At 74.5% G+C, this 18181-nt stretch carries 19 protein-coding genes; 7 read left to right on the top strand and 12 right to left on the bottom strand.

Translation table 11 applies throughout. The features are described 5' to 3' along the window. Window positions 1–22: 22 nt before the first annotated feature. From ABT299_RS04195 to ABT299_RS04185, 3 genes are all read right to left on the bottom strand, one after another. Window positions 23–1372 (bottom strand): FAD-binding oxidoreductase, encoded by a 1350-nt coding sequence (locus ABT299_RS04195; protein WP_500249706.1) that lies wholly within the window; start codon window positions 1370–1372, stop codon window positions 23–25. Window positions 1373–1480: 108 nt separating this feature from the next. Continuing rightward, complete coding sequence (locus tag ABT299_RS04190) at window positions 1481–2287, bottom strand: SDR family NAD(P)-dependent oxidoreductase (protein WP_500192580.1); 807 nt, start codon at window positions 2285–2287, stop codon at window positions 1481–1483. A gap of 87 nt (window positions 2288–2374) precedes the next feature. Next, complete coding sequence (locus ABT299_RS04185) at window positions 2375–2938, bottom strand: CGNR zinc finger domain-containing protein (RefSeq protein WP_500249705.1); 564 nt, start codon at window positions 2936–2938, stop codon at window positions 2375–2377. Between the two features lie 66 nt (window positions 2939–3004). Between ABT299_RS04185 and ABT299_RS04180 the strand changes: the two genes are divergently transcribed. Both ABT299_RS04180 and ABT299_RS04175 read left to right on the top strand, forming a co-directional pair. Beyond that, entirely contained in the window at window positions 3005–3394 is a 390-nt protein-coding gene (locus ABT299_RS04180; RefSeq protein WP_190857845.1) for a carboxymuconolactone decarboxylase family protein, read from the top strand. Then, window positions 3391–4257 (top strand): phosphotriesterase family protein, encoded by an 867-nt coding sequence (locus ABT299_RS04175; RefSeq protein WP_500249704.1) that lies wholly within the window; start codon window positions 3391–3393, stop codon window positions 4255–4257. The genes ABT299_RS04180 and ABT299_RS04175 overlap by 4 nt, the downstream gene beginning before the upstream one ends. Here ABT299_RS04175 and ABT299_RS04170 read toward each other — a convergent pair. Next, a complete protein-coding gene (locus ABT299_RS04170) occupies window positions 4248–5363 on the bottom strand; it encodes an epoxide hydrolase family protein (RefSeq protein WP_500249703.1) in 1116 nt (371 codons plus the stop codon). The two genes, ABT299_RS04175 and ABT299_RS04170, sit on opposite strands and share 10 nt — an antisense overlap. Continuing rightward, window positions 5360–5953, bottom strand: coding sequence for a TetR family transcriptional regulator (locus ABT299_RS04165; protein WP_190857837.1), 594 nt, complete (start codon window positions 5951–5953; stop codon window positions 5360–5362). Before ABT299_RS04165 ends, ABT299_RS04170 begins: the two co-directional genes overlap by 4 nt. A gap of 106 nt (window positions 5954–6059) precedes the next feature. Here ABT299_RS04165 and ABT299_RS04160 point away from each other — a divergent pair, with 106 nt between their 5' ends. Beyond that, the gene (locus ABT299_RS04160) at window positions 6060–6314 is read left to right on the top strand and encodes a hypothetical protein (protein WP_500249702.1); all 255 of its coding nucleotides are present in this window, start codon (window positions 6060–6062) and stop codon (window positions 6312–6314) included. Between the two features lie 39 nt (window positions 6315–6353). Here the strand turns inward: ABT299_RS04160 and ABT299_RS04155 are convergent, their stop codons facing one another. After that, window positions 6354–7256, bottom strand: coding sequence for a LysR family transcriptional regulator (locus tag ABT299_RS04155; protein WP_500249701.1), 903 nt, complete (start codon window positions 7254–7256; stop codon window positions 6354–6356). Window positions 7257–7385: 129 nt separating this feature from the next. Here ABT299_RS04155 and ABT299_RS04150 point away from each other — a divergent pair, with 129 nt between their 5' ends. Next, on the top strand, window positions 7386–7898 hold the full coding sequence (locus tag ABT299_RS04150) for a hypothetical protein (RefSeq protein WP_500249700.1): 513 nt from the start codon (window positions 7386–7388) through the stop codon (window positions 7896–7898). Continuing rightward, window positions 7891–9549: a multicopper oxidase family protein gene (locus ABT299_RS04145; RefSeq protein ID WP_500249699.1), complete on the top strand. Its 1659-nt coding sequence runs from the start codon at window positions 7891–7893 to the stop codon at window positions 9547–9549. Before ABT299_RS04150 ends, ABT299_RS04145 begins: the two co-directional genes overlap by 8 nt. Before the next feature lie 4 nt (window positions 9550–9553). Here ABT299_RS04145 and ABT299_RS04140 read toward each other — a convergent pair whose 3' ends face one another. Beyond that, window positions 9554–10003, bottom strand: a complete 450-nt coding sequence (locus ABT299_RS04140) for a MarR family transcriptional regulator (protein WP_190857826.1) — start codon at window positions 10001–10003, stop codon at window positions 9554–9556. 85 nt (window positions 10004–10088) lie between these two features. Here ABT299_RS04140 and ABT299_RS04135 point away from each other — a divergent pair, with 85 nt between their 5' ends. Then, complete coding sequence (locus ABT299_RS04135) at window positions 10089–11498, top strand: MFS transporter (RefSeq protein ID WP_500249698.1); 1410 nt, start codon at window positions 10089–10091, stop codon at window positions 11496–11498. Window positions 11499–11537: 39 nt separating this feature from the next. Here the strand turns inward: ABT299_RS04135 and ABT299_RS04130 are convergent, their stop codons facing one another. Continuing rightward, complete coding sequence (locus ABT299_RS04130; RefSeq protein ID WP_500249697.1) at window positions 11538–12323, bottom strand: SDR family NAD(P)-dependent oxidoreductase; 786 nt, start codon at window positions 12321–12323, stop codon at window positions 11538–11540. Between the two features lie 122 nt (window positions 12324–12445). On the opposite strand from ABT299_RS04130, the gene ABT299_RS04125 reads away from it, so the two are divergent. After that, on the top strand, window positions 12446–13093 hold the full coding sequence (locus tag ABT299_RS04125) for a TetR family transcriptional regulator (RefSeq protein ID WP_190857820.1): 648 nt from the start codon (window positions 12446–12448) through the stop codon (window positions 13091–13093). Between the two features lie 132 nt (window positions 13094–13225). On the opposite strand, the gene ABT299_RS04120 is transcribed toward ABT299_RS04125, so the two are convergent. The 4 genes from ABT299_RS04120 to ABT299_RS04105 form a co-directional block, all read right to left on the bottom strand. Further along, a complete protein-coding gene (locus ABT299_RS04120; RefSeq protein ID WP_500249696.1) occupies window positions 13226–14821 on the bottom strand; it encodes a class I adenylate-forming enzyme family protein in 1596 nt (531 codons plus the stop codon). A gap of 72 nt (window positions 14822–14893) precedes the next feature. Further along, the gene (locus ABT299_RS04115) at window positions 14894–15397 is read right to left on the bottom strand and encodes a DinB family protein (protein WP_500249695.1); all 504 of its coding nucleotides are present in this window, start codon (window positions 15395–15397) and stop codon (window positions 14894–14896) included. Between the two features lie 120 nt (window positions 15398–15517). Next, the gene (locus ABT299_RS04110) at window positions 15518–16249 is read right to left on the bottom strand and encodes an alpha/beta hydrolase (RefSeq protein ID WP_500249694.1); all 732 of its coding nucleotides are present in this window, start codon (window positions 16247–16249) and stop codon (window positions 15518–15520) included. 260 nt (window positions 16250–16509) lie between these two features. Then, window positions 16510–17970 carry an FG-GAP-like repeat-containing protein gene (locus ABT299_RS04105; RefSeq protein WP_500249693.1) on the bottom strand — a complete coding sequence of 487 codons (1461 nt, stop codon included), beginning with the start codon at window positions 17968–17970 and terminating at the stop codon, window positions 16510–16512. Window positions 17971–18181 lie beyond the last annotated feature (211 nt).

Raw genomic sequence — 18181 nt, 5'->3', positions numbered from 1 at the left:
GGCCTTGCGGGGCCTCGCGTCCCTATTTCGCGGGCGGGATGTTGTGGTTCAGGCGGAACAGGTTCGCCGGGTCGTAGTGCGCCTTCAACTCGGCGAGCCGCCGGTACGTCTCCGGCTCGTACGCGGCCCGCACCTGGCCGGGCGTCGCGTTCGCGCCGAACAGGAAGTTCAGCACCTGCCCGCGCGACCGCGCGGCGAGCAGCCCGCCGAACCGGCCGTGCAGGGCGTCGGCACCGGTGGCGTCCGGGCCGAGCTTGGACAGCAGGCCGACCAGGTACCCGGCGCCCCGGTTGCCGACCGCGTTCGGCACGGCCGGCGGCTTCGCCATCGCCCCGCCGAGGTGCCGGACCTCCACGATCGCCCGGTCGGGCGCGCCCGGCCCGGCCAGGTCGAGCAGGTCGCGGACGAGATCGCCGTCCAGCGCGCCGACCGCGACGTTCGTCGCCCGGTACGCCATCGGGACGGGCGGCTCGTTGTGGATGAGACCCGAGTCGGTGTACGGCATCTCGCCGGCCGTGTCGACCAGCCGCGGCCCGATCGCTCGCAGCGGCGCGATGAGCCGCTCGCCCTCCGCCGCGTCCCCCGTGTACGCGATCCGGACGTGGGCGACGTGGCGTCCGCGCAGCGGTTCGGGGAACGCGGGGACGCCGGGCACCGGCATCAGCGCGACCGACGAGGTCATCTCGTCCGGGACGGTCTCCGTCCACCGCCGCCAGGCGTCCATCACCTCGGGGATCAGGTCGGCGTCGAAGTACAGGCCGCCGCCGTACAGCCGCGCGACCGGCAGCAGCCCGATCTCCAGGCCCGTGACCACGCCGAAGTTGGCGCGGCCGCCGAGCAGCGCCCAGAACAGGTCCGGGTCGCTCTCCGGCGTGACGTGCCGGAGCCGCGCGTCCGCGGTGACCGCGTCGATCGACCGGACGTGGTCGGCCGCGAACCCGTACCGCCGCGACATCAGGCCGATCCCGCCGCCGAGCGTGTAGGACACGGCGCCGACGCCGGGCGACGACCCGCTCAGCGGCGCCAGCCCGTGCGGGGCGGCCGCCGCGACGACCTGAGCCCACCGGACGCCGGCCTCGATCCGCGCCGTCCGGGCCGCCGGGTCGATCTCCACGCCGGTCATCGTCCGGGTGGCGATCAGCAGGCCGCCGCCGGCGGGGAGCGGGAGGCCGTGCCCGGTGTTCTGCACGGCGACCGGCATGCCCCGTTCGGCGGCGAGCTCGACGGCGGCGCGCACGTCGCCGGCGTCCTCGGCCACCACGATCGCCTCGGGACGGTGCGGGTCGGCGGTCTGGAAGCCGGTCCGCTCGGCGTCGTAGCCGTCGTCGCCCGGCGCGAGCACCGCGCCCCGCACCGTCCCGTACGCGCTCATCGTGGCCCCTCTCAGGTCGCTCCCCGTCGCTCACCGTCCATCCTGGTCATCGGCTTTCCATACGTCAAAGAGATGGATCTTCTGACGCCAAGCAGGATTGCTTATAGCTCAGAGTTCCTTGAGGAAGCCCGAGTCGACCACCACGTCCGCACCCGTCGTGCTCGCCGAGCGCGGCGAGGCCAGCAGCGCCACCGCGTCCGCGACCTCCTGCGGCTCGGCCATCCGGCCGGTCGTGAGGCTCATCATCTCCGCCGCGCCGCCGTTCAGCACCGCGTCCCGGTCCGAGCCGGTGGCCTGCGCGATCACGTCGGCCGCGCCGCCCTCCTCGGTCCACCAGGCGGTCCGGACCGGGCCCGGCGACACCGTGTTGACCCGGACGCCCTGCGGCCCGAACTCCTCCGACAGGCCCTTCGCCAGGTTGTTCAGCGCCGCCTTCGCCGCGTTGTAGTCGAAGTTCATCGGCCCCGGGCGCCGCCCGTTCACCGACGACACGTTGACGATCGCCGCCGCGTCGCTTTCCAGCAGGTGCGGCAACGCCGCCCGGACCGCCCGGACCACGGCGAGCACGTTGAACTCGAACACCTCGCGCCAGTCGTCGTCGGTCAGCGTGCCGAACCCGAACCGGGGCATGACCGCGCCGGGCGGCGGGCCGCCCGCGTTGTTGACCAGGACGTCCAGCCGGCCGAACGCCTCCACGGCCCGCTCGACGGCGAGGCCGGGCGCGGCCGGGTCCATCAGGTCGGCGGCCACGTGCACCAGGTCCGGCCCGGCGAGCGCGTCGAGCTCCGGGCCGGGCTTGCGGGAGACGGCGACCACGCGGGCGCCCTCGTCCAGCAGCGTCCGCACGATCGCCAGCCCGATGCCCTTCGAAGCGCCGGTGACGACCGCGACCCGTCCGGTGAGGCGCAGGTCCATGAGGTTTCCCTTCGTCGGTGCGCACGCCCCGTCCGGGCGTGCGGCACCCCATGAACCCCGCCTCGCCGATCACGGTTGCAGCCGCGGCTACCCGCCTTCGGCGCTGCGGCGCGCGCGCAGGGCGCGGACACGTCCGCGACTGGCGCAAGCGGGCGACGGGCACCAGCGGCGCCGGTCCGCGGGATCGGCGAACACGCCGCGGCAGTCGTCCTCGGGGCAGACCTTCAGGAACGCCCGCTCCGGGCCGGTCAGCTGGTCGACGGCCTGGCGCGCGATCCGGGCGAGCGCGGCGCCGCCGTCGGCCGGCGCGGCCCGCACGAGGCGCCCGTCCACGGCCAGCTCGACCGGCTCCGGGGCCGCCAGGAACCCGGCGAGCGCCCGTACCTCGTCGTCGGGCGGGGGTGCGCCGTCGACGGTCGCCAGCGCGATCGGGCGCAGCGTCTCGCGCAGCCGCCGGGCCCGTTCGAGGTCGCCGACGTCCACCGGGCGGGCCGGGGCCAGCTCGCACGCATCGAGCCACTCGGCGAACCGCCGCACGTCGGGGATCCGCTCGACCGGCCGCGCGCCGAACGCCCGGCCTCTCGTGGCCAGCAGGTTCAGCCAGGTCGCGCCGCAGTCGAGCCGGAACGCGGTCGGGTCGTCCTTCACCATGCCCCGATTGTAACGCCTCGATCGTTACGCTAGTGTGTAACGCATCAGCCGTTACAAGGAGCCCTCATGGACCTGACCGAAGCCACCCTCGACCGCGCCGAAGGCCACCGCCTGCTGGACGTCCTGCAGGACGAGACCACCCGGCAGGCCACGTTCCCCGCGCTGGAGGACCTCGCGCCGGGCTTCGCCGACTGGGTCGTCACCAGCCTGTTCGGCGGCACCTACCAGCGCCCCGGCCTGTCGCTGCGCGACCGCCAGCTGCTCAACCTCGCCGCGCTCACCGCGCTCGGCGGCGTCGACCCGCAGCTCACCGGGCACGTCCGGACGTGCCGGCGGCTCGGCATGACCCGCGAGGAGATCATCGAGGCGTTCGTCCACCTCGCGCCCTACGTCGGCGTGCCGAAGGCGCTCGCCGGCCTGCGCGTCGCCGCCGCGGCCCTGGCCGAAGCCCGATGAGGGTCCGGACCGTCCTCGGCGACGTCGACCCCGCCGACCTGGGCGTCTGCGACTCCCACGACCACCTGTTCCTCCGCACGCCGCGGCTGCCCGGCCAGGAGCTCGACGACCCGGCCCGCGCCGCGGACCATCTCCGGACCTTCACGGGCCTCGGCGGCCGGACGATCGCCCATTGGACCCCCTACGGCCTCGGCCGCCGCGAGCGGGACCTGGCCGCCCTGTCCGCCGCCACCGGCGTCCACATCATCGCCGCGACCGGCCTCCACCAGGCCGTCCACTACGACCCGGACCTCCTCGCCCGGATCCGTCCCGGCCTCTCCGCGCTCTTCCACCGCGAGCTCACCGACGGCCCCGCCGGGATGATCAAGGTGGCGGGCGGCTTCCACGGCCTCGACGAGCACGCCCGGCACACCATGACGGCCGCCGCCGAGGCCTCCAACGCCACCGGCGCCCCCATCGGCGTCCACCTGGAGGAGGGGACCGCGGCCCTCGACGTCCTCGACCTGCTCTGCGGGTCCCTCGGCGTCCCGCCGGACCGGGTGATCCTCAGCCACCTCAACCGCTCACCCGACTTCTGGATCCACCGCCGCGCCGCCGAGGCGGGCGCCTACCTCTGCTTCGAGGGCCCGTCCCGCGCGCACCACACGACCGACTGGCGGCTGTTCGACTGCCTGGCGGCCCTCGCCGAGGCCGGTCACACCGACCGCGTGCTCATGGGCGGCGACACCACGACGCCCGACGCCCCCGGCATGCCGCACCTGCTCCGCGTCCTCCGCCCCCGGGTGGAGGCCCAGCTCGGCCGGGACGCCGCCACCGCCGTCTTCGAGACGAACCCGGCCCGCGCGTTCGCTCTTCAGCGGTAGGCGCGGAAGAAGGCGGTGATGTCGTCCGCGAGCAGCTCCGGCTCCTCGTGGGCGGCGAAATGCCCGCCGCGCGGCATGGCCGTGTACCTGGTCACGTTGTAGATCCGCTCGGCCCAGCTGCGGGGCGGACGCGTGAGGTCGGCGGGGAACAGGGCGACGGCCGTCGGGACGTCCACGCGCTCCACCCGCCGCGTCAGGCCCGAGGCGTACTCGTAGTAGGGCCGGAACGACGTCGAGATCGTCCCGGTGAACCAGTAGAGCGACGCCTGGGTCAGCAGGAAGTCGTCGCTGAACCGCGACGACAGGTCGCCGCCGGAGTCGCTCCACGCGCGGTACTTCTCCACGATCCAGGCGAGCAGCCCCACGGGCGAATCGGCGAGCCCGTAGCTCAACGTCAGCGGACGGGTGCTCTGCTCGTGCTGGTAGCCGCCCTCCTGCGCGCTCCACACGGCGACGGAATCCAGGTATGCCTGCTCGTCGGGCGTGACGTCGCCGTAAGCGGCGGGGCTCGCGACCGCCATCAGGTGGATGCCCGCCAGCGCCTCCGGGTGCGCCTCCGCCAGCCGCGAGGTGATGCCGGCGCCGAGGTCGCCGCCGTGCGCCGCGTACCGCTCGAAGCCCAGCTCGCCGTGCATCAGCCGGTGCCACAGCTCGTGCGTCTGCTCCCGGTCCAGCGTCGGCCGCTGCGGCGAGAACCCGAATCCCGGCAGCGACGGGACGATCACCGTGAACGCGTCGGCGGCGTCCCCGCCGAACCGCGACGGCGCCGCGAGCCGCTGCGCGAGGCCGGTCATCTCGAGGAACGAGCTGGGCCATCCGTTCGTCAGCACGATCGGCAGCGCGCCGGGACGCTCGCCGTCGTACCGCAGGTAGTGGACGGGGGTCCCGTCGATGTCCGCGAAGTGCGAGGGCAGGGCGTTGATGGCGGCCTCGTGCGCCCGCCAGTCGTAGCCGCGCGCCCAGTAGGCGACGAGGCGCCGCAGCTCACCGGCGTCGGTACCGGCCTCCCACGCGGCGGCGGGCCAGGCGGCCGGCCACCGCGTCCGCTCCAGCCGCGCGCGCAGCTCGTCCAGGTCGGCGTCGGAGACCTCGATCACGGTGCTCATCGCTCGGTGTCCCCCAGCATCCGGACGAGGCGGACGAGCGCGGCGCGCTGCCCGGCCGGGTCGTCGTCGAGGCCGGGCATCAGCATGCGGCGCAGCTGCGGGGTGGCGAACCACCAGCCGGCCAGGACGATGACCGCGTACAGCAGCTCCTGGGGGGCGAGCCGGGTGTCCAGGTCGCCCGCCGCCTGCGCCTTGGCGAGGGCGGCGATCTTCTCGGCGTAGTGCGCGGTCCGCTCGGCCTCGGCCGCGACGGGCTCGCCCTCGGCGGTGTGGAGGCCCTCCCAGTGCAGCAGCCGGACGAAGTGCGGGTGCTCGCGGTGGTAGTCGAAGACCCGGCCGGCGTACTCGCCCAGGTCGGCGGCGACCCGCTCGTCCAGCGGGACGGCCTCGGCCAGGCGCTCCAGCTCCGTGGTCAGCACGATCGCGAACATCTCCCGCTTGTTGCCGAAGTGGGAGTAGATGCGCTCCTTGTTCACCCCGGCGGTGGCGGCGATCCGGTCCATCCGCGCCGCCTCGGGCCCGTGGGCGGCGAACTCGCCGACCGCGGCGTCGAGGATGAGCCGCCTGGTCTTCTCGGTGTCCCATGCCATGGCGACGAGCCTACGCCTGAATTCCAACTCATGGGTTGGAATTTGGGCGCGGCCGTGGCAAACTCCAACTCGCGAGTTGGAGTTTCTCGGAACGCAAGGAGACGGCATGTCCCCCCTCAGCACCGCACCGATCCGCCCCGCGGCCCCCGCGCCCTCGGTCCACGTGCGCGCCGCGTTCACCTGGCTGGCGGTCTACTTCATGATCATGGCCACGCAGATCCTGCTGAGGCCGCTGCTGGGCGCGCTGTCGCTCCCGGTCCGCACGCTCGTGGTGACCGGCGTCGTCGTGCCGACCGTCGTGTACGTGCTCGTCCCGGCGATCCTGCGGACCTACGCCGCGCTGCGCCGCCGCACCCGGTGACGGGAGCCACGCGCCGGTCAGGGCGCCGGCGGGCGGGAGCTACGCGCCGGTCAGGGCGCCGGCGGCCGGCGCGCTCCCGCCGGATGTCCAGTCCCAGTCGCCGAGCGTGGCGCGCATCAGGCGGGCGGCGGCCGACAGGTGGCTGCCCGCGCCCCAGTACAGGGTGAGCGTGCGGCGGCAGTCGGGACCCTCGACCGCGATCCACGCGACGGGCGCCGTCGCGGCCGAGCGCCGCGCGAGGTCCGGGACGAGGCCGATGCCGAGCCCCGCGATGATCAGCTGGGCGATGGCGCTCACCTCGTCCCCCTCGCACACGATCTTCGGGGTGAGGTCGCGGGCCGCGAACAGCCGGTCCAGGAGCCGCCGCTGCCAGTGCCCCTTGTGCGCGGCGATGAAGGGCTGGCCGGCGAGCTCGTCGACGGTCACGGAGGCGCGGCCCGCCAGCGGATGGTCCGGCGGCGTGGCCAGCCACACCGTCTCCTCGAACAGCTCGAGCGATTCCAGGCCGTCGGCGCGGAGCGGCTGCGAGGCCGCACAGAGGTCGACGTCCCGGGCCAGCAGGGCACGGGCCATGTCCGCCGCCGCCATCTGGTGGAGCTCGACCTCGACGTGGGGATGCGCGCGCTTGTACGCGGCGAGCGGCCCGGTGAAGGTGAGGAACGTCTCCGACGCCAGCCGGACGGTGCCGAAGCCCGCGCCGGCGGCCTCGGCGACGGCCCGCCGACCCGCGTCGAGCTCGCCGAGGGCCCGTTCGACGTGGCCGCGGAACAGCTTCCCGGCGTCGTTCAACCGGAGCCGCCCGGCCCGGTCGAACAGCGGGGTGCCGAGTTCGCCCTCCAGCCGGGCGATGGTGCGGCTCAGCGACGGCTGCGCGACGCGGAGCTCGTCCGCCGCGCGGCTGAGGTGCTCCAGGCGCGCCACCACGAGGAACTGCCTGAGCATGTGGAGATCCACGGCCCTCCCGTCATGCCTCGCGGATCATAGCGTCATAGCGATATTGATCTTAGACAGGATAACTCGTCGGTCATAGCGTCGGGGTGATCGCGCATCGAGAGAGCGAGGAGGCGCACCATGGTCACCGCGGCCGACGAGTTCCGCCCGGCCGTCCCGGCCCGGTCCGGGACCGCACGCCGGACGAGACCGTCCGCATGGGCCTTCCGGGCCGTCGTCAGCGCGCACGTGGTCGCGATCTTCGGGCAGCCGGTGTTCGCCGGGGTGTTCCTGAGCGGCGACTACGACGGGCTGCGCCTGCACGAGGCGGGCGCCAACGTCACCACGTCCCTCGGTTACGTCCAGCTGATCGCGGCGGTCGCCGTGTGGGTCAGGCTGCGGCGGGCGGGGCCGTTCCTCGCGACGCTGGCCCTGGTCGCGGCCGAGACCGTCCAGTACTTCGCCGGCATGGGCGGCGCGCTGTGGCTGCACCTCCCGCTGGGCGTCGCGACCATCGCCGCGCTCGTCGTGCAGTTCGTCGACGTGTGGCGCCGGCCGCTCGGACGGCGGCCGCTCGGACGGCGGCCGGAGGACCGGCGCGAGCGGGCGCGGATCGCGGCGGCGCCCGAGCGGCAGGAGACCGGCGATGAGTGAGCACGAGACCGATCGGCCGGACACCGACTGGGGCGACCACACCCGCGGCCTCGCCCGGCGGCATGTCCTGAGCATCGGCGGCGCGCTCGGGCTGGTGGCGTTCACCGGCCTGACCACCGCGCACGCGCTGGCCCGCCGCCCGCCGCGCACCGGCGCCGAACTGCGCAGCGAGGTGCCGCTGCCGCCCCCGTTCCAGGTGCCGCTGCCGATCCCGCCCGTCCTGAAGGCGGTCGGCACGGCGGGCGGCATCGACCGTTACGAGATCACCCAGCGGGAGGCGACCGCGGAGATCCTGCCCGGGGTGCGGACGCCGCTCTGGACGTACGAGGGCGTCTTCCCCGGGCCGACGATCGAGTCGCGGCGCGGCCGTCCCGTCACCGTCCGGCACCGCAACGAGCTGCCCGTGCCGACCGTCGTCCACCTGCACGGCGGGCGGACCCCGGCGGCGTCCGACGGCTATCCGACCGACCTCGTCCTGCCGGACGGGTGGCCGGGCACCGCGCAGGGCATGCGGGGCGGCCACCACGGCATGGGCGGAATGCACGGCATGAGCGGGATGCGCGACCCCCGGGCGGTGGAGACCCGGCTCACGCGCGACTACACGTTCCCGCTGGACCAGCGGCCGACGCTGCTCTGGTACCACGACCACCGCATGGACTTCACCGCCCCCGCGATCTGGCGGGGCCTCGCCGGACTGCACATCGTCCGCGACGACGCCGAGGAGTCGCTCGGCCTCCCCTCGGGGCACCGCGAGCTGCCGCTCATGATCGCCGATCGGGCGTTCGGCGCGGACGGCGCCCTCGCCTACCCCGCGCTCGACCCCTCGCTGCGCGATCGGCCGGGCGTCCAGGAGCCCTACCTCGCGGGCGTCCTCGGCGACGTGATCCTGGTCAACGGCGCGCCGTGGCCCGTGCACGAGGTCGACGCCGCCCGGTACCGGCTGCGCGTCCTGAACGCCTCGAACGCCCGGCACTACGAGCTGGAGGCGGTCACCGACGACGGGCGCCGCCTCGACCTCGTCCAGGTCGGCGCCGACCAGGGCCTGCTCGCGGCACCGGTCGCCCACCGGACGCTGCCGATCGCGCCCGCCGAACGCTACGACCTGGTCATCGACTTCTCGGACGTCCCGGTCGGAGCCCGCGTCCGGATCGCCAACCGGCTGGGCTCCGGCCGGACGCGCGACGTCATGGCGTTCCGGGTCGCGCGCAAGGCCCGGGACGGCGGCCGCGTCCCGCGCGTGCTGTCCACCGACCTGCCGTCCTGGCGCCGGTCCGACGCCGTCCGGGTCCGGGACCTCTCGTTCCGCGCCGGGCGCATGGACGGCGGCCACGGCTGGCTGATCGGCGGGAAGGCGTTCGACCCGGCGCGCACCGACGTCACCGTCCGGCTCGGCGACATCGAGGTGTGGCGGCTGGTCGCCGACGTCCACCACCCCGTCCACCTGCACCTGGCCGGCTTCCGGGTGCTGTCGCGCGGCGGCGGGCGGCCGCTGCCCCGCGACGCCGGGCTCAAGGACACCGTCGCGCTGCGGCCCGGCGAGGCCGTCGAGATCATCGCGCGTTTCGACGGCTACCGCGGCCGCTACCTCTTCCACTGCCACAACGCCGAGCACGAGGACATGGGGATGATGGCCAACCTCGACGTCGTCTGACGCCTCAGCCCTCGCGGCGGCGGCGCTTGGCGTCGACGTTGCCGGTCAGGGCGGCGAGGAGGGCGGGCAGCTCCGCCACGGTCGCGGCGGGCAGCCCGGCCACGGTCTCCTCCGCGAGGTCGCACCAGAGCCGCTTGACCCGCTCGGTCACGGCGCGGCCGGCGTCGGTGAGCTCGACGACGGTGGCGCGCTGGTCGCCGGGCGCGGGGGCGCGGCGGATGTGGCCGGCGGCTTCGAGCTTGCGGGCCATGAGCGTGACGCTGGGCCGCTCGACGCCGAGCGCCTCGCTGAGCTTCGCCTGGATCACCGGGCCGGTCCGGGCGAGTTCGAGCAGCAGCGCCTCCTGGCCGGGATGCAGGCCGAGCGGGGCCAGCAGCTCGGCGGTCCGGGCCCGGTGGCGCAGGCTCAGCAGGCGGATCGCCTGGTTGAGGGCGTCGGCTCGGTCGAAGTCCACGGGCGCTCCTTGACAGCTTGGTTATGCGAATAACTATTATGCAGATAACGTTATCCGCATAACTAATTCTAGCCGAGGAGCCGTCATGACCGCGAAGAGCGCCGTCCCCCGCGGCAGCACGACCGAGACCCCGCCCGGCGGCGGCACGAGACCCGCCTGGCTCGTCCTGGCGCTGGCGTGCGCCTGCCAGTTCATGGTGATCCTGGACTCGTCCATCGTGAACGTCGCCCTGCCGTCGGTCGACCGCGACCTCGGCTTCTCGCCCGCCGGGCTGGCCTGGGTGGTCAACGGCTACCTGCTCGCCTTCGCCGGGTTCATGCTGCTCGGCGGTCGCGCCGCCGACCTGTTCGGCCACCGCCGCACGCTCGCCGCCGGAATCCTGCTGTTCTCGGCGTCGAGCCTGGCCGGGGGGCTGGCGACGGTCCCCGCGGTCCTCGTGGCGGCCCGCGTCGCGCAGGGCCTGGGAGCCGCGCTGCTGGCCCCCGCGACGCTGGCCGTGATCAACACCGGCTTCGCCGCTGGCCGCGAGCGCGCCCGCGCGTTCGGCGCCTGGTCCGCCGCCGGCGGCGTGGGCGGGACGGCCGGCGCCGTCGCGGGCGGCGCCCTCACCACCGGCCTGTCCTGGCGGTGGGTGTTCCTGATCAACGTGCCGATCGGCGCGGTGCTGGTCGCGGTCGCGCTGGCGGCGCTGCCCGGCGCCCGCACCGGCCGCCGGGAACCGCTGGACCTCGCCGGCGCCGCCACCGGGACCGCGGGCCTCGCCGCGCTGATCTACGGGGTCATGCACGGCACCGACCACGGCTGGACGTCCCCGGCCGTCGCCGGACCCGCCGCCGCCGGGCTGCTCCTGCTCGCCGCGTTCGTCCTCGTCGAGGCGCGGTTCGCGGCCCGGCCGATGATGCCGCCGCGGCTGCTGCGCGTCCGCGGGGTCGCCGCCGGCAACGGCATGCTGCTGCTCTTCGGCGGGATCGCCATCGCGATGTGGTACTTCACCTCGCTGTTCCTGCAGGACGTCCTCGGCTACGGCGCGCTGCGGGCCGGGCTCGGGCAGACCCCCGCGGCGGTGACGTTCGTGGTGACCGCGCGGCGGGCCGCCGGGCTGCTGCCGCGCACCGGCGTCCGGCCGCTGATCCTCGCCGGCTGCGCGGCCTTCCTGGCCGGTTTCGGGTGGCTCTCCCAGGCCGGCGGCGGATCCGCCTACCTCACCGGCATCCTCGGGCCGACGCTGCTCATCGCGGTCGGCATCGGGCTGACCTTCCCCACGCTCATGGCCGCGACGACCGCCGGCGTCCCCGAGGACGACGCGGGCACCATCGGCGGCCTCGCGCAGACCGCCAGCCAGGTCGGGGGATCGGTGGGGCTGGCCGTGCTGACCACCGCCGCCGGCACCGCGACGCGGGCCGCGGGCTACGAGCGGGTCTTCCTCATCGCGGCCGGCCTCGCCCTGGCCCTCGCGCTGACGAGCCTGCTCCTCCCGCACCGCGGGCGCGGCTGACCGCCCGCCCGCTTCTGACCGCCCGCACGCGGCGGACGGTCAGAAGTGGGTGCCGCCGTCGATGCGGACCTCGGTGCCGGTGATGAAGGCGCCGTCCTCCGAGGCGAGCATCGCGACGACGCCCGCGACCGCCTCGGGCCCGGCGAACCCCTTCCCGAGCGCGGGGGAGAGCTTCGCGAACAGGCTGAGGTCGGCGTCCTCCGGCAGCCCGGGGCCCTGGCTCTGCCCGCTCTCCCCCGACCCGTCCGTCATGCCGGACGAGATCGAGCCGGGCTGGACGGCCGTGAACCGGATCCCCTGCTTGCCGTACTCGGCGGCGAGGGCGTGCGTCATCGACTGGATGCCGCCCTTGCTCGCCGCGTAGGCCGCCATGTACGGGTGGGCGAACATCGCCGACGTCGAGCTGAAGTTGACCACGGCCGGGCCGGTGCCCTCCAGCAGCGCCGGGATCGCCTCCCGGATCATCAGGAAGGTGCCGGTCAGGTTCACCGTGATCACCCTGGTGAAGTCGGCCAGGGACGTCTGGTCGGTGTGCGAGGAGCGCAGGATGCCGGCCGCGTTGACCAGGACGTCCAGGCCGCCGAGGGCCGAGACGGCGGACGCGACCGCCGCGCGCACGGACGCCTCGTCGGCGACGTCCACGAGCACCGTGCGCAGGCGCGCACCGTGCCCGCCCGCCTTCGCGACGGTGTCCTTGAGCCCGGCCTCGCTCACGTCGGCGGCCACGACCTCGCCGCCCTCCGCGAGCATGCGCAGCACCGTGGCCTGGCCGATGCCCGAGCCGCCGCCCGTGACCAGTGCCCGGCGTCCGTTGTAGCGGTCCATGTCGCCTCCCTGTGGGATCGCGGGCCCGGAGGGCCCTCGATGTCCACGGTACGTCAAAGTGGCACATTTTGTCAGAATGGCGCTTCATGCCTCACTGTCCCGGGTGGACGTAGGCTTCCCGCATGAACACGAAGCAGGACCGGCCGTCCCGCTCGGGCCCGCCCTCGCTGACCGAGCGCCGCAAGGCCGCGACGCAGCTCGACATCGCCCGCGCGGCCGCCGAACTGTTCGCCGACAAGGGGCCGGACGGCACGACCGCCGAGGAGATCGCGTCCCGCGCCGGCGTCGCGCTGCGCACCTTCTACCGCTACTTCCGCAACAAGCAGGACGCGGTCGGCCCGCTCCTGTCGTCCGGCGGGGACCGCTGGCGCGCCCTGCTCGCCGAGACCGGCCCGGACGTCGGCCTCGCCCGGGCGCTCGAATCCGCGGCGGTCACGTCCCTCTCCCCCGAGGACGACGTGGCGGAGGAGGCCCTGCGCTGGACCCGCGGCCTGCTGCGCGCGGCCCGCACCGACCCCGCCCTGCGGGCCGTCTGGTCGCAGGTCAACAGCGACTCCGAGGAGCGGCTCCTGCCCGTCCTCGCCCGCCTCGCCGGACCGGACGCCGACCCGCTGGAGATCCGCCTGGTCGCCGCCGCCGCGACCAGCGCGATCCGCGTCTCGCTGGAGGCGTGGGCCGCCGCGGACGCCGGCTCCGCCGAGTCCCCGGCGGACCTCGTGGTGCGCTGCCTCCGCGAACTGACCGCCGGCCTCCGCCTGATGGCCCGCTAGCCCGGCCGGCGCCGCCGATCCCCGCCGGGCGGTGCCGATCCCCGCCGGGCGGTGCCGATCCCCGCCGGGCGGTGCCGATGCCCGAGCCGTTGCGCTCGGCCCTGCTCGGCGACGATGCCCTGGTGCCCGAGGTCAGCGGGTGAGGCGGCGGCGGATGTCGGCGCGCAGCTCCCCCTTGGCGACCTTGCCGCCGGACGAGCGGGGCAGCCGGTCCAGCACGACGAGCCGCTCGGGATGCCATTCGCGGGAGACGCCGCGCTCCGCCAGGTGGCCGGTGAGCGCCTCCAGGTCCAGCTCGGCGCCCGGGCGCAGCTCGGCGTAGACGCACACGCGCTCGCCGAACACCTCGTCGGGCATCGCGACGGCCGCGGCGAGCGCGACCGCCGGGTGGGTGCCCACCTCCGCCTCGACGGCGGCGGCGCTGATGTTCTTGCCGCCCCGGATGATCAGGTCGCTCTGCCGGCCGACCACGCGCAGGCACCCGGCCGCGTCGATCTCGACGATGTCGGCCATCAGCATCCAGCCGTCCGGGGTGAACAGGGCGCGGTCGGCGGCGGGGTCGCCGTAGTAGCCGGGGGACGTCGCGGGGCCCTGGCAGCCGGGCTGCCCGGGACGACCGCTGCCCGTGATGTCGGATCCGTCCGCGGGGTCGAACAGCCGCACCCGCATCTCCGGGATGACGCGGCCCGCGGTGCGCAGCCGCACCTCGGGCGGATCGTCCAGGGTCGTGCGGCTGAGCGCGCCGGTCTCGTTCGAGCCGTAGAACTGGAGCACCTTCGCGCCGGTGGCCTCCTCGAACCGCGCCGCGCGCTCGTAGGGGACGGCCTCGCCGCCGGTGAACATGCAGCGCAGCGAGGACAGGTCGCGCTCCGTCTCCTCCTGGGCGTTCAGCAGCATGATGAACTGCGTGGTCACGCAGTGCAGGACGGTGACGCGGTGCCGCTCGATCAGGTCGAGCGCGGCGTGCGCGTCGAACCGCTCCATCAGCACGGTCGGGATCCCGAGGACCGCCGGGCAGAAGTGCGCCGTCCACAGCCCGAACCCGAACGGGGCGGGGACGGCGCCCATGAACACGTCGTCCGGGGTCAGCGCCCCCGCCTGCCGCGCCAGCTCGCTGAAGTAGAACCAGCGGTTCTGGGTGTGCGACACGCATTTGGGCAGCCCGGTCGTGCCCGAGGTCGAGTTGATGATGGCCAGCTCGTCGGGGCCGAGCGCGCGGCCGGACGGGTCGCCTTCGCGCGGCTCGTCCGGGAGTCCGAGCCGGTCCACGACCACGCGGTGGGAGAGGGCGGCGCCGTCGGCGCGCAGCTCCGCCACCAGGCCGGTGGACGGCTCGCCGCGATGCTCGCCGAGGGTCACCAGGGCGCGCGCGCCGGTCCGTTCCAGCAGATGTCGCAGCTCGCGTCGGCCCGCGCGCGCCCCCACGCCGACGAGCACGAGCCCGGCCTTCTCCGCCGCCACGGCGGTCACGTGCCAGGCCGGCCCGTCCGGCAGCAGCGCCGCCACCCGCTCGCCCGGCTCCAGGCCCAGCCCCGCGAAATGCTTCGCCAGCCGCGTCGAGTGCTCCTCGTAGGCCGACCACGACAGCGCTCCGTCCGCCGTGATGTAGGCGGCGTCGTCCGGCCTCCGTGCCGCATGCCGCCGGACGAGCCCGGCCACGGTCTCCGAACCCCACCAGCCGGCGGCCCGGTACGCCGCAACGGTCTCCCGGTCGAAGGGACTGGTCACAGGTGCCTCCTCGGACGTCGACGGCTGCCCGAAAGATCCCACAGACCGGAGGGGCCGCGATCTCCTGGGAGGTCAGCGGCCGGTCGAGCCGTCGATCAGTTCGCGGAGGATGTCCGCGTGGCCCGCGTGGCGGCCGGTCTCCTCGATCATGTGCGCGAGCGCCCACCGGACGCTGGGGGCGGGACGTCCCGCCGTCCGCGGCCGGGGGACGGGCGCGCCGGGATCGGCGCACCCGTCGAGCACCTCGTTCGCCCGCCGCACCGCCTCCCGGTAGCGGCCGACGACGTCGGCCACGCCGTCCTGCGGCGCGGCCTGGAACGTCGCCTGCCAGTCGGCGACCTCGTCGCCGAGGAACATCGAGCGTTCGACGGAGGTGAGGTGGTTGAGCAGGCCGAGCAGGTTCGTGCCCGACGGCACCCAGGCCGTCCTCACCTGCGGCTCCGGCGCGCCGTCGACCTTCGCGGCGATCGAGGCGCGGAGGTAGTCGAGGAACCCCCGCAGGGTCTCGATCTCGCCGCTCCCCGTCCGGGGCGGCGGGGTGTCGCCGCGGCGCTTGCGACGCGCGGTGCCGGGCATGGCGGCCTCCAGATCAGGCGGGTCGGTGACCTGGCCAGTCTCGGTGGACGCGCCGCGCTCGGCACGATTTTTTGCCGTTCCGGCAAGGGACACCACCGCGGCGACCTGCGAGGCGCCGCCTTACCTCAGGTGGCGGGCGAAGAACCGGCTCCCGTCGTCCCCCTCGAACCGCGGGACGCCGGTGTGCCCGCCCATGTTGGCGTGCAGCGTCTTCTCCCTGGATCCGAAGGCGTCGAACAGGTCCAGGGCCATCTGCCGGTCGTTCCCCTCGTCGTCCCACTGCAGCAGGACGAGCAGCGGGATGGTGACCTGCCGGGCCTCCTCGAACATGGCGCGGGGCACGAAACTCCCCGCGAACAGGACGGCGGCCGAGATGCGCGGCTCGACCACCGCCAGCCGGACGCCGATGGAGATCGGCCCACCCGCGAACCCGACCGGGCCGCCGATCCCGGGCAGCGCGAGGAGGGCGTCCAGGGCGGCCCGCCATTCCGGGACCGCCTCGCCGACCAGCGGGAGGATGAGCCGGTCCACGATGCCGTCGCCGACCGGCTCGCCGGCCTCCAGCGCCCGGCGCAGGTCGGCGCGGGCCTCGTCGACGTCCGCGAGGCGGGGCCGGTCGCCGCTGCCGGGGAGCTCGATGGCGGCCGCGGCGTAGCCGTCCGCCGCGGCGTGCCGGGCCCGCGCCGCCAGCCGGGGGTACATCCTGCTCAGTCCGCCGGGGTGGCCCATCAGGATCAGCGGGGCCGGTGCGGACGCGGATCCGGGCGTCCACAGGATGCCGGGGATCTCGCCGAGGGTGAATCCGCGCTCGAGGACACCGTCGTCGAGGCGCTGTTCGGAAGTGACGTGCATGGTCGTGCCTTTCGGGAGTGCTCGCGAACGGCGCTCCCGGACGACCTACCGCCCGACCGTGACCCCTGAGGGGAGCACCCATGTCGATTCGTTCACGGGTACCACCTCCTCGGTCTCTCGCACGGCCTCCGGCAAGGTAGCAGCGGCCGCCGCGTCCCGCCAACGGATTTTCCGGAGGCTCCCCGGACGCGATCGCGTGGCCGCACGCAAAGGCCCCGCGCCGGGATCCGGCGCGGGGCCATGGTGCCTGCGGACGAGGGTCAGCCGTTCCAGCCGGACGTCAGCTGCACGCGCGCGGCGAACCCGGTCGAGCGGCCCGCGTAGACGTACATCACGCCGGTGTTGCTCTGCACGCCGATCAGGTCGGCGACGCCGTCGCCGGTGATGTCACCGGTGTAGGTGAGCGAGCGGATGCCGCCCCAGCCGGAGCCGAGCTCCTTGCGGGTGCCGAGCGCCTTCGACGCGCCCGGGTAGACCCACAGCGTGCCGTCGGAGATCCGCACCGCGATCATGTCGGGCTTGCCGTCGCCGGTGATGTCCTTGACGCCGACCAGCTTCGTCATGCCGTTCCAGCCGCTGTTCCCGATCTTGATGCGGCTGCCGAGCGCCTTCGACGCGCCGGGGTACAGCCACAGCGTGCCGTCGGACTTCCTGGCCCCGATGAGGTCGGGCTTGCCGTCACCGGTGAGGTCGCCGATGCCGGTGAGGTCCTTCATGCCGTTCCAGCCGCCGGTCCCGATCTTGATGCGGGTCCCCAGGGCGTTGGTGCCGCCGGGGTAGAGCCAGAGCGTCCCGTCGGACTTCTGGGCGGCGATGAGGTCGGGCTTGCCGTCACCGGTGAGGTCGCCGATCCCGGTGAGCTCGGTCATGCCGTTCCAGCCGCCGGTCCCGATCAGGCGCCGGTCCGCGGCGGCCAGCTTCGGGCCGGGGTAGAGCCAGAGCTTCCCGGTCGCGCGGTCGACACCGGCGAGGTCGGCGGTGCCGTCACCGGTCATGTCCCCGACGCTGGACAGGTCGGCGTCGGTGTGGCCGGTGACCTTGAACATGCCGCTGGGCTGCATGTCCGCGGCGAGCTTCGCGGCGCTGATGGTGTGCGAACCGCCGGTGGGCTTCCACGGGTCCCAGACGGTGATCGTGCCGGCGCCGGTGCTGTAGCCGTAGGCGATGATCGCGTGGCCGACCTTGGAGCCGCTCATGCCGGCGTTCCAGGGCAGCTTCTCCATCCACACGCCGAGGACGGGGGCCCGCTTGAGCACGCCGACGTCGTAGGAGACCTGCGCCATCATCGTCGACGCCGTCGAGGCGCTGGCGAAGCCGTAGCTGTAGCCGAGCGGGTCGGTGTACCCGTTCATGACGGGCAGCGCCTGGTTGCCGGTGGTGCCCTTGGACGCCGTCGTGCCCATCTTGGAGGCCAGGGTGTCCTGGCTGACGGACACGCCGAACGTCGACAGGCTCATCGACGCCGAGGTGGGCACGCACTTGTAGTTCGTGTTCTGGTACTGGCCCGTCAGCGACAGCTTCGCCGAGGCGGGCGCGGCGGCGGCCGCCGAAGCGGCGACCTTCGGCGCCATGAGGGAAGGGGCCGCCTGGACGACCGCGTCGCCTCGCGGCGGACGGGGGGCCGCGTTCGCGGTCCCTGCCGTGCCCACGACTCCTGCGGCCGCCAGCGCGAGCGCGGCCACCGGGGCCGCCAGCGTCAGGCGCCGGCCGGACGAATTCATGGAGGTCTCCTCGCATTCGGGGGAGCGGCCGGTTCTCCCGGACGACCGGGAAGGAGGCCACGCCTGGGGGGACGCCCGGCGGCCGCGAAGCCCGCGCCGCCGACCAAGATCTTCGACGCCGTCGCGGGGGAAACGGTTTCCCATCGTTCGCGGGCGGCCGCACCGGACGGCGCGAACGGCGGCCGGCACGGTGGACGCGCGTCGCCGCCGT

Origin of the sequence: Spirillospora sp. NPDC000708, from assembly GCF_040299565.1 — a bacterium.
In the GTDB taxonomy this organism is placed as follows: domain Bacteria; phylum Actinomycetota; class Actinomycetes; order Streptosporangiales; family Streptosporangiaceae; genus Spirillospora.
The sequence above is the reverse complement of the archived record's forward strand: the minus strand, read 5'-3'. Positions and strand labels throughout refer to the sequence as shown.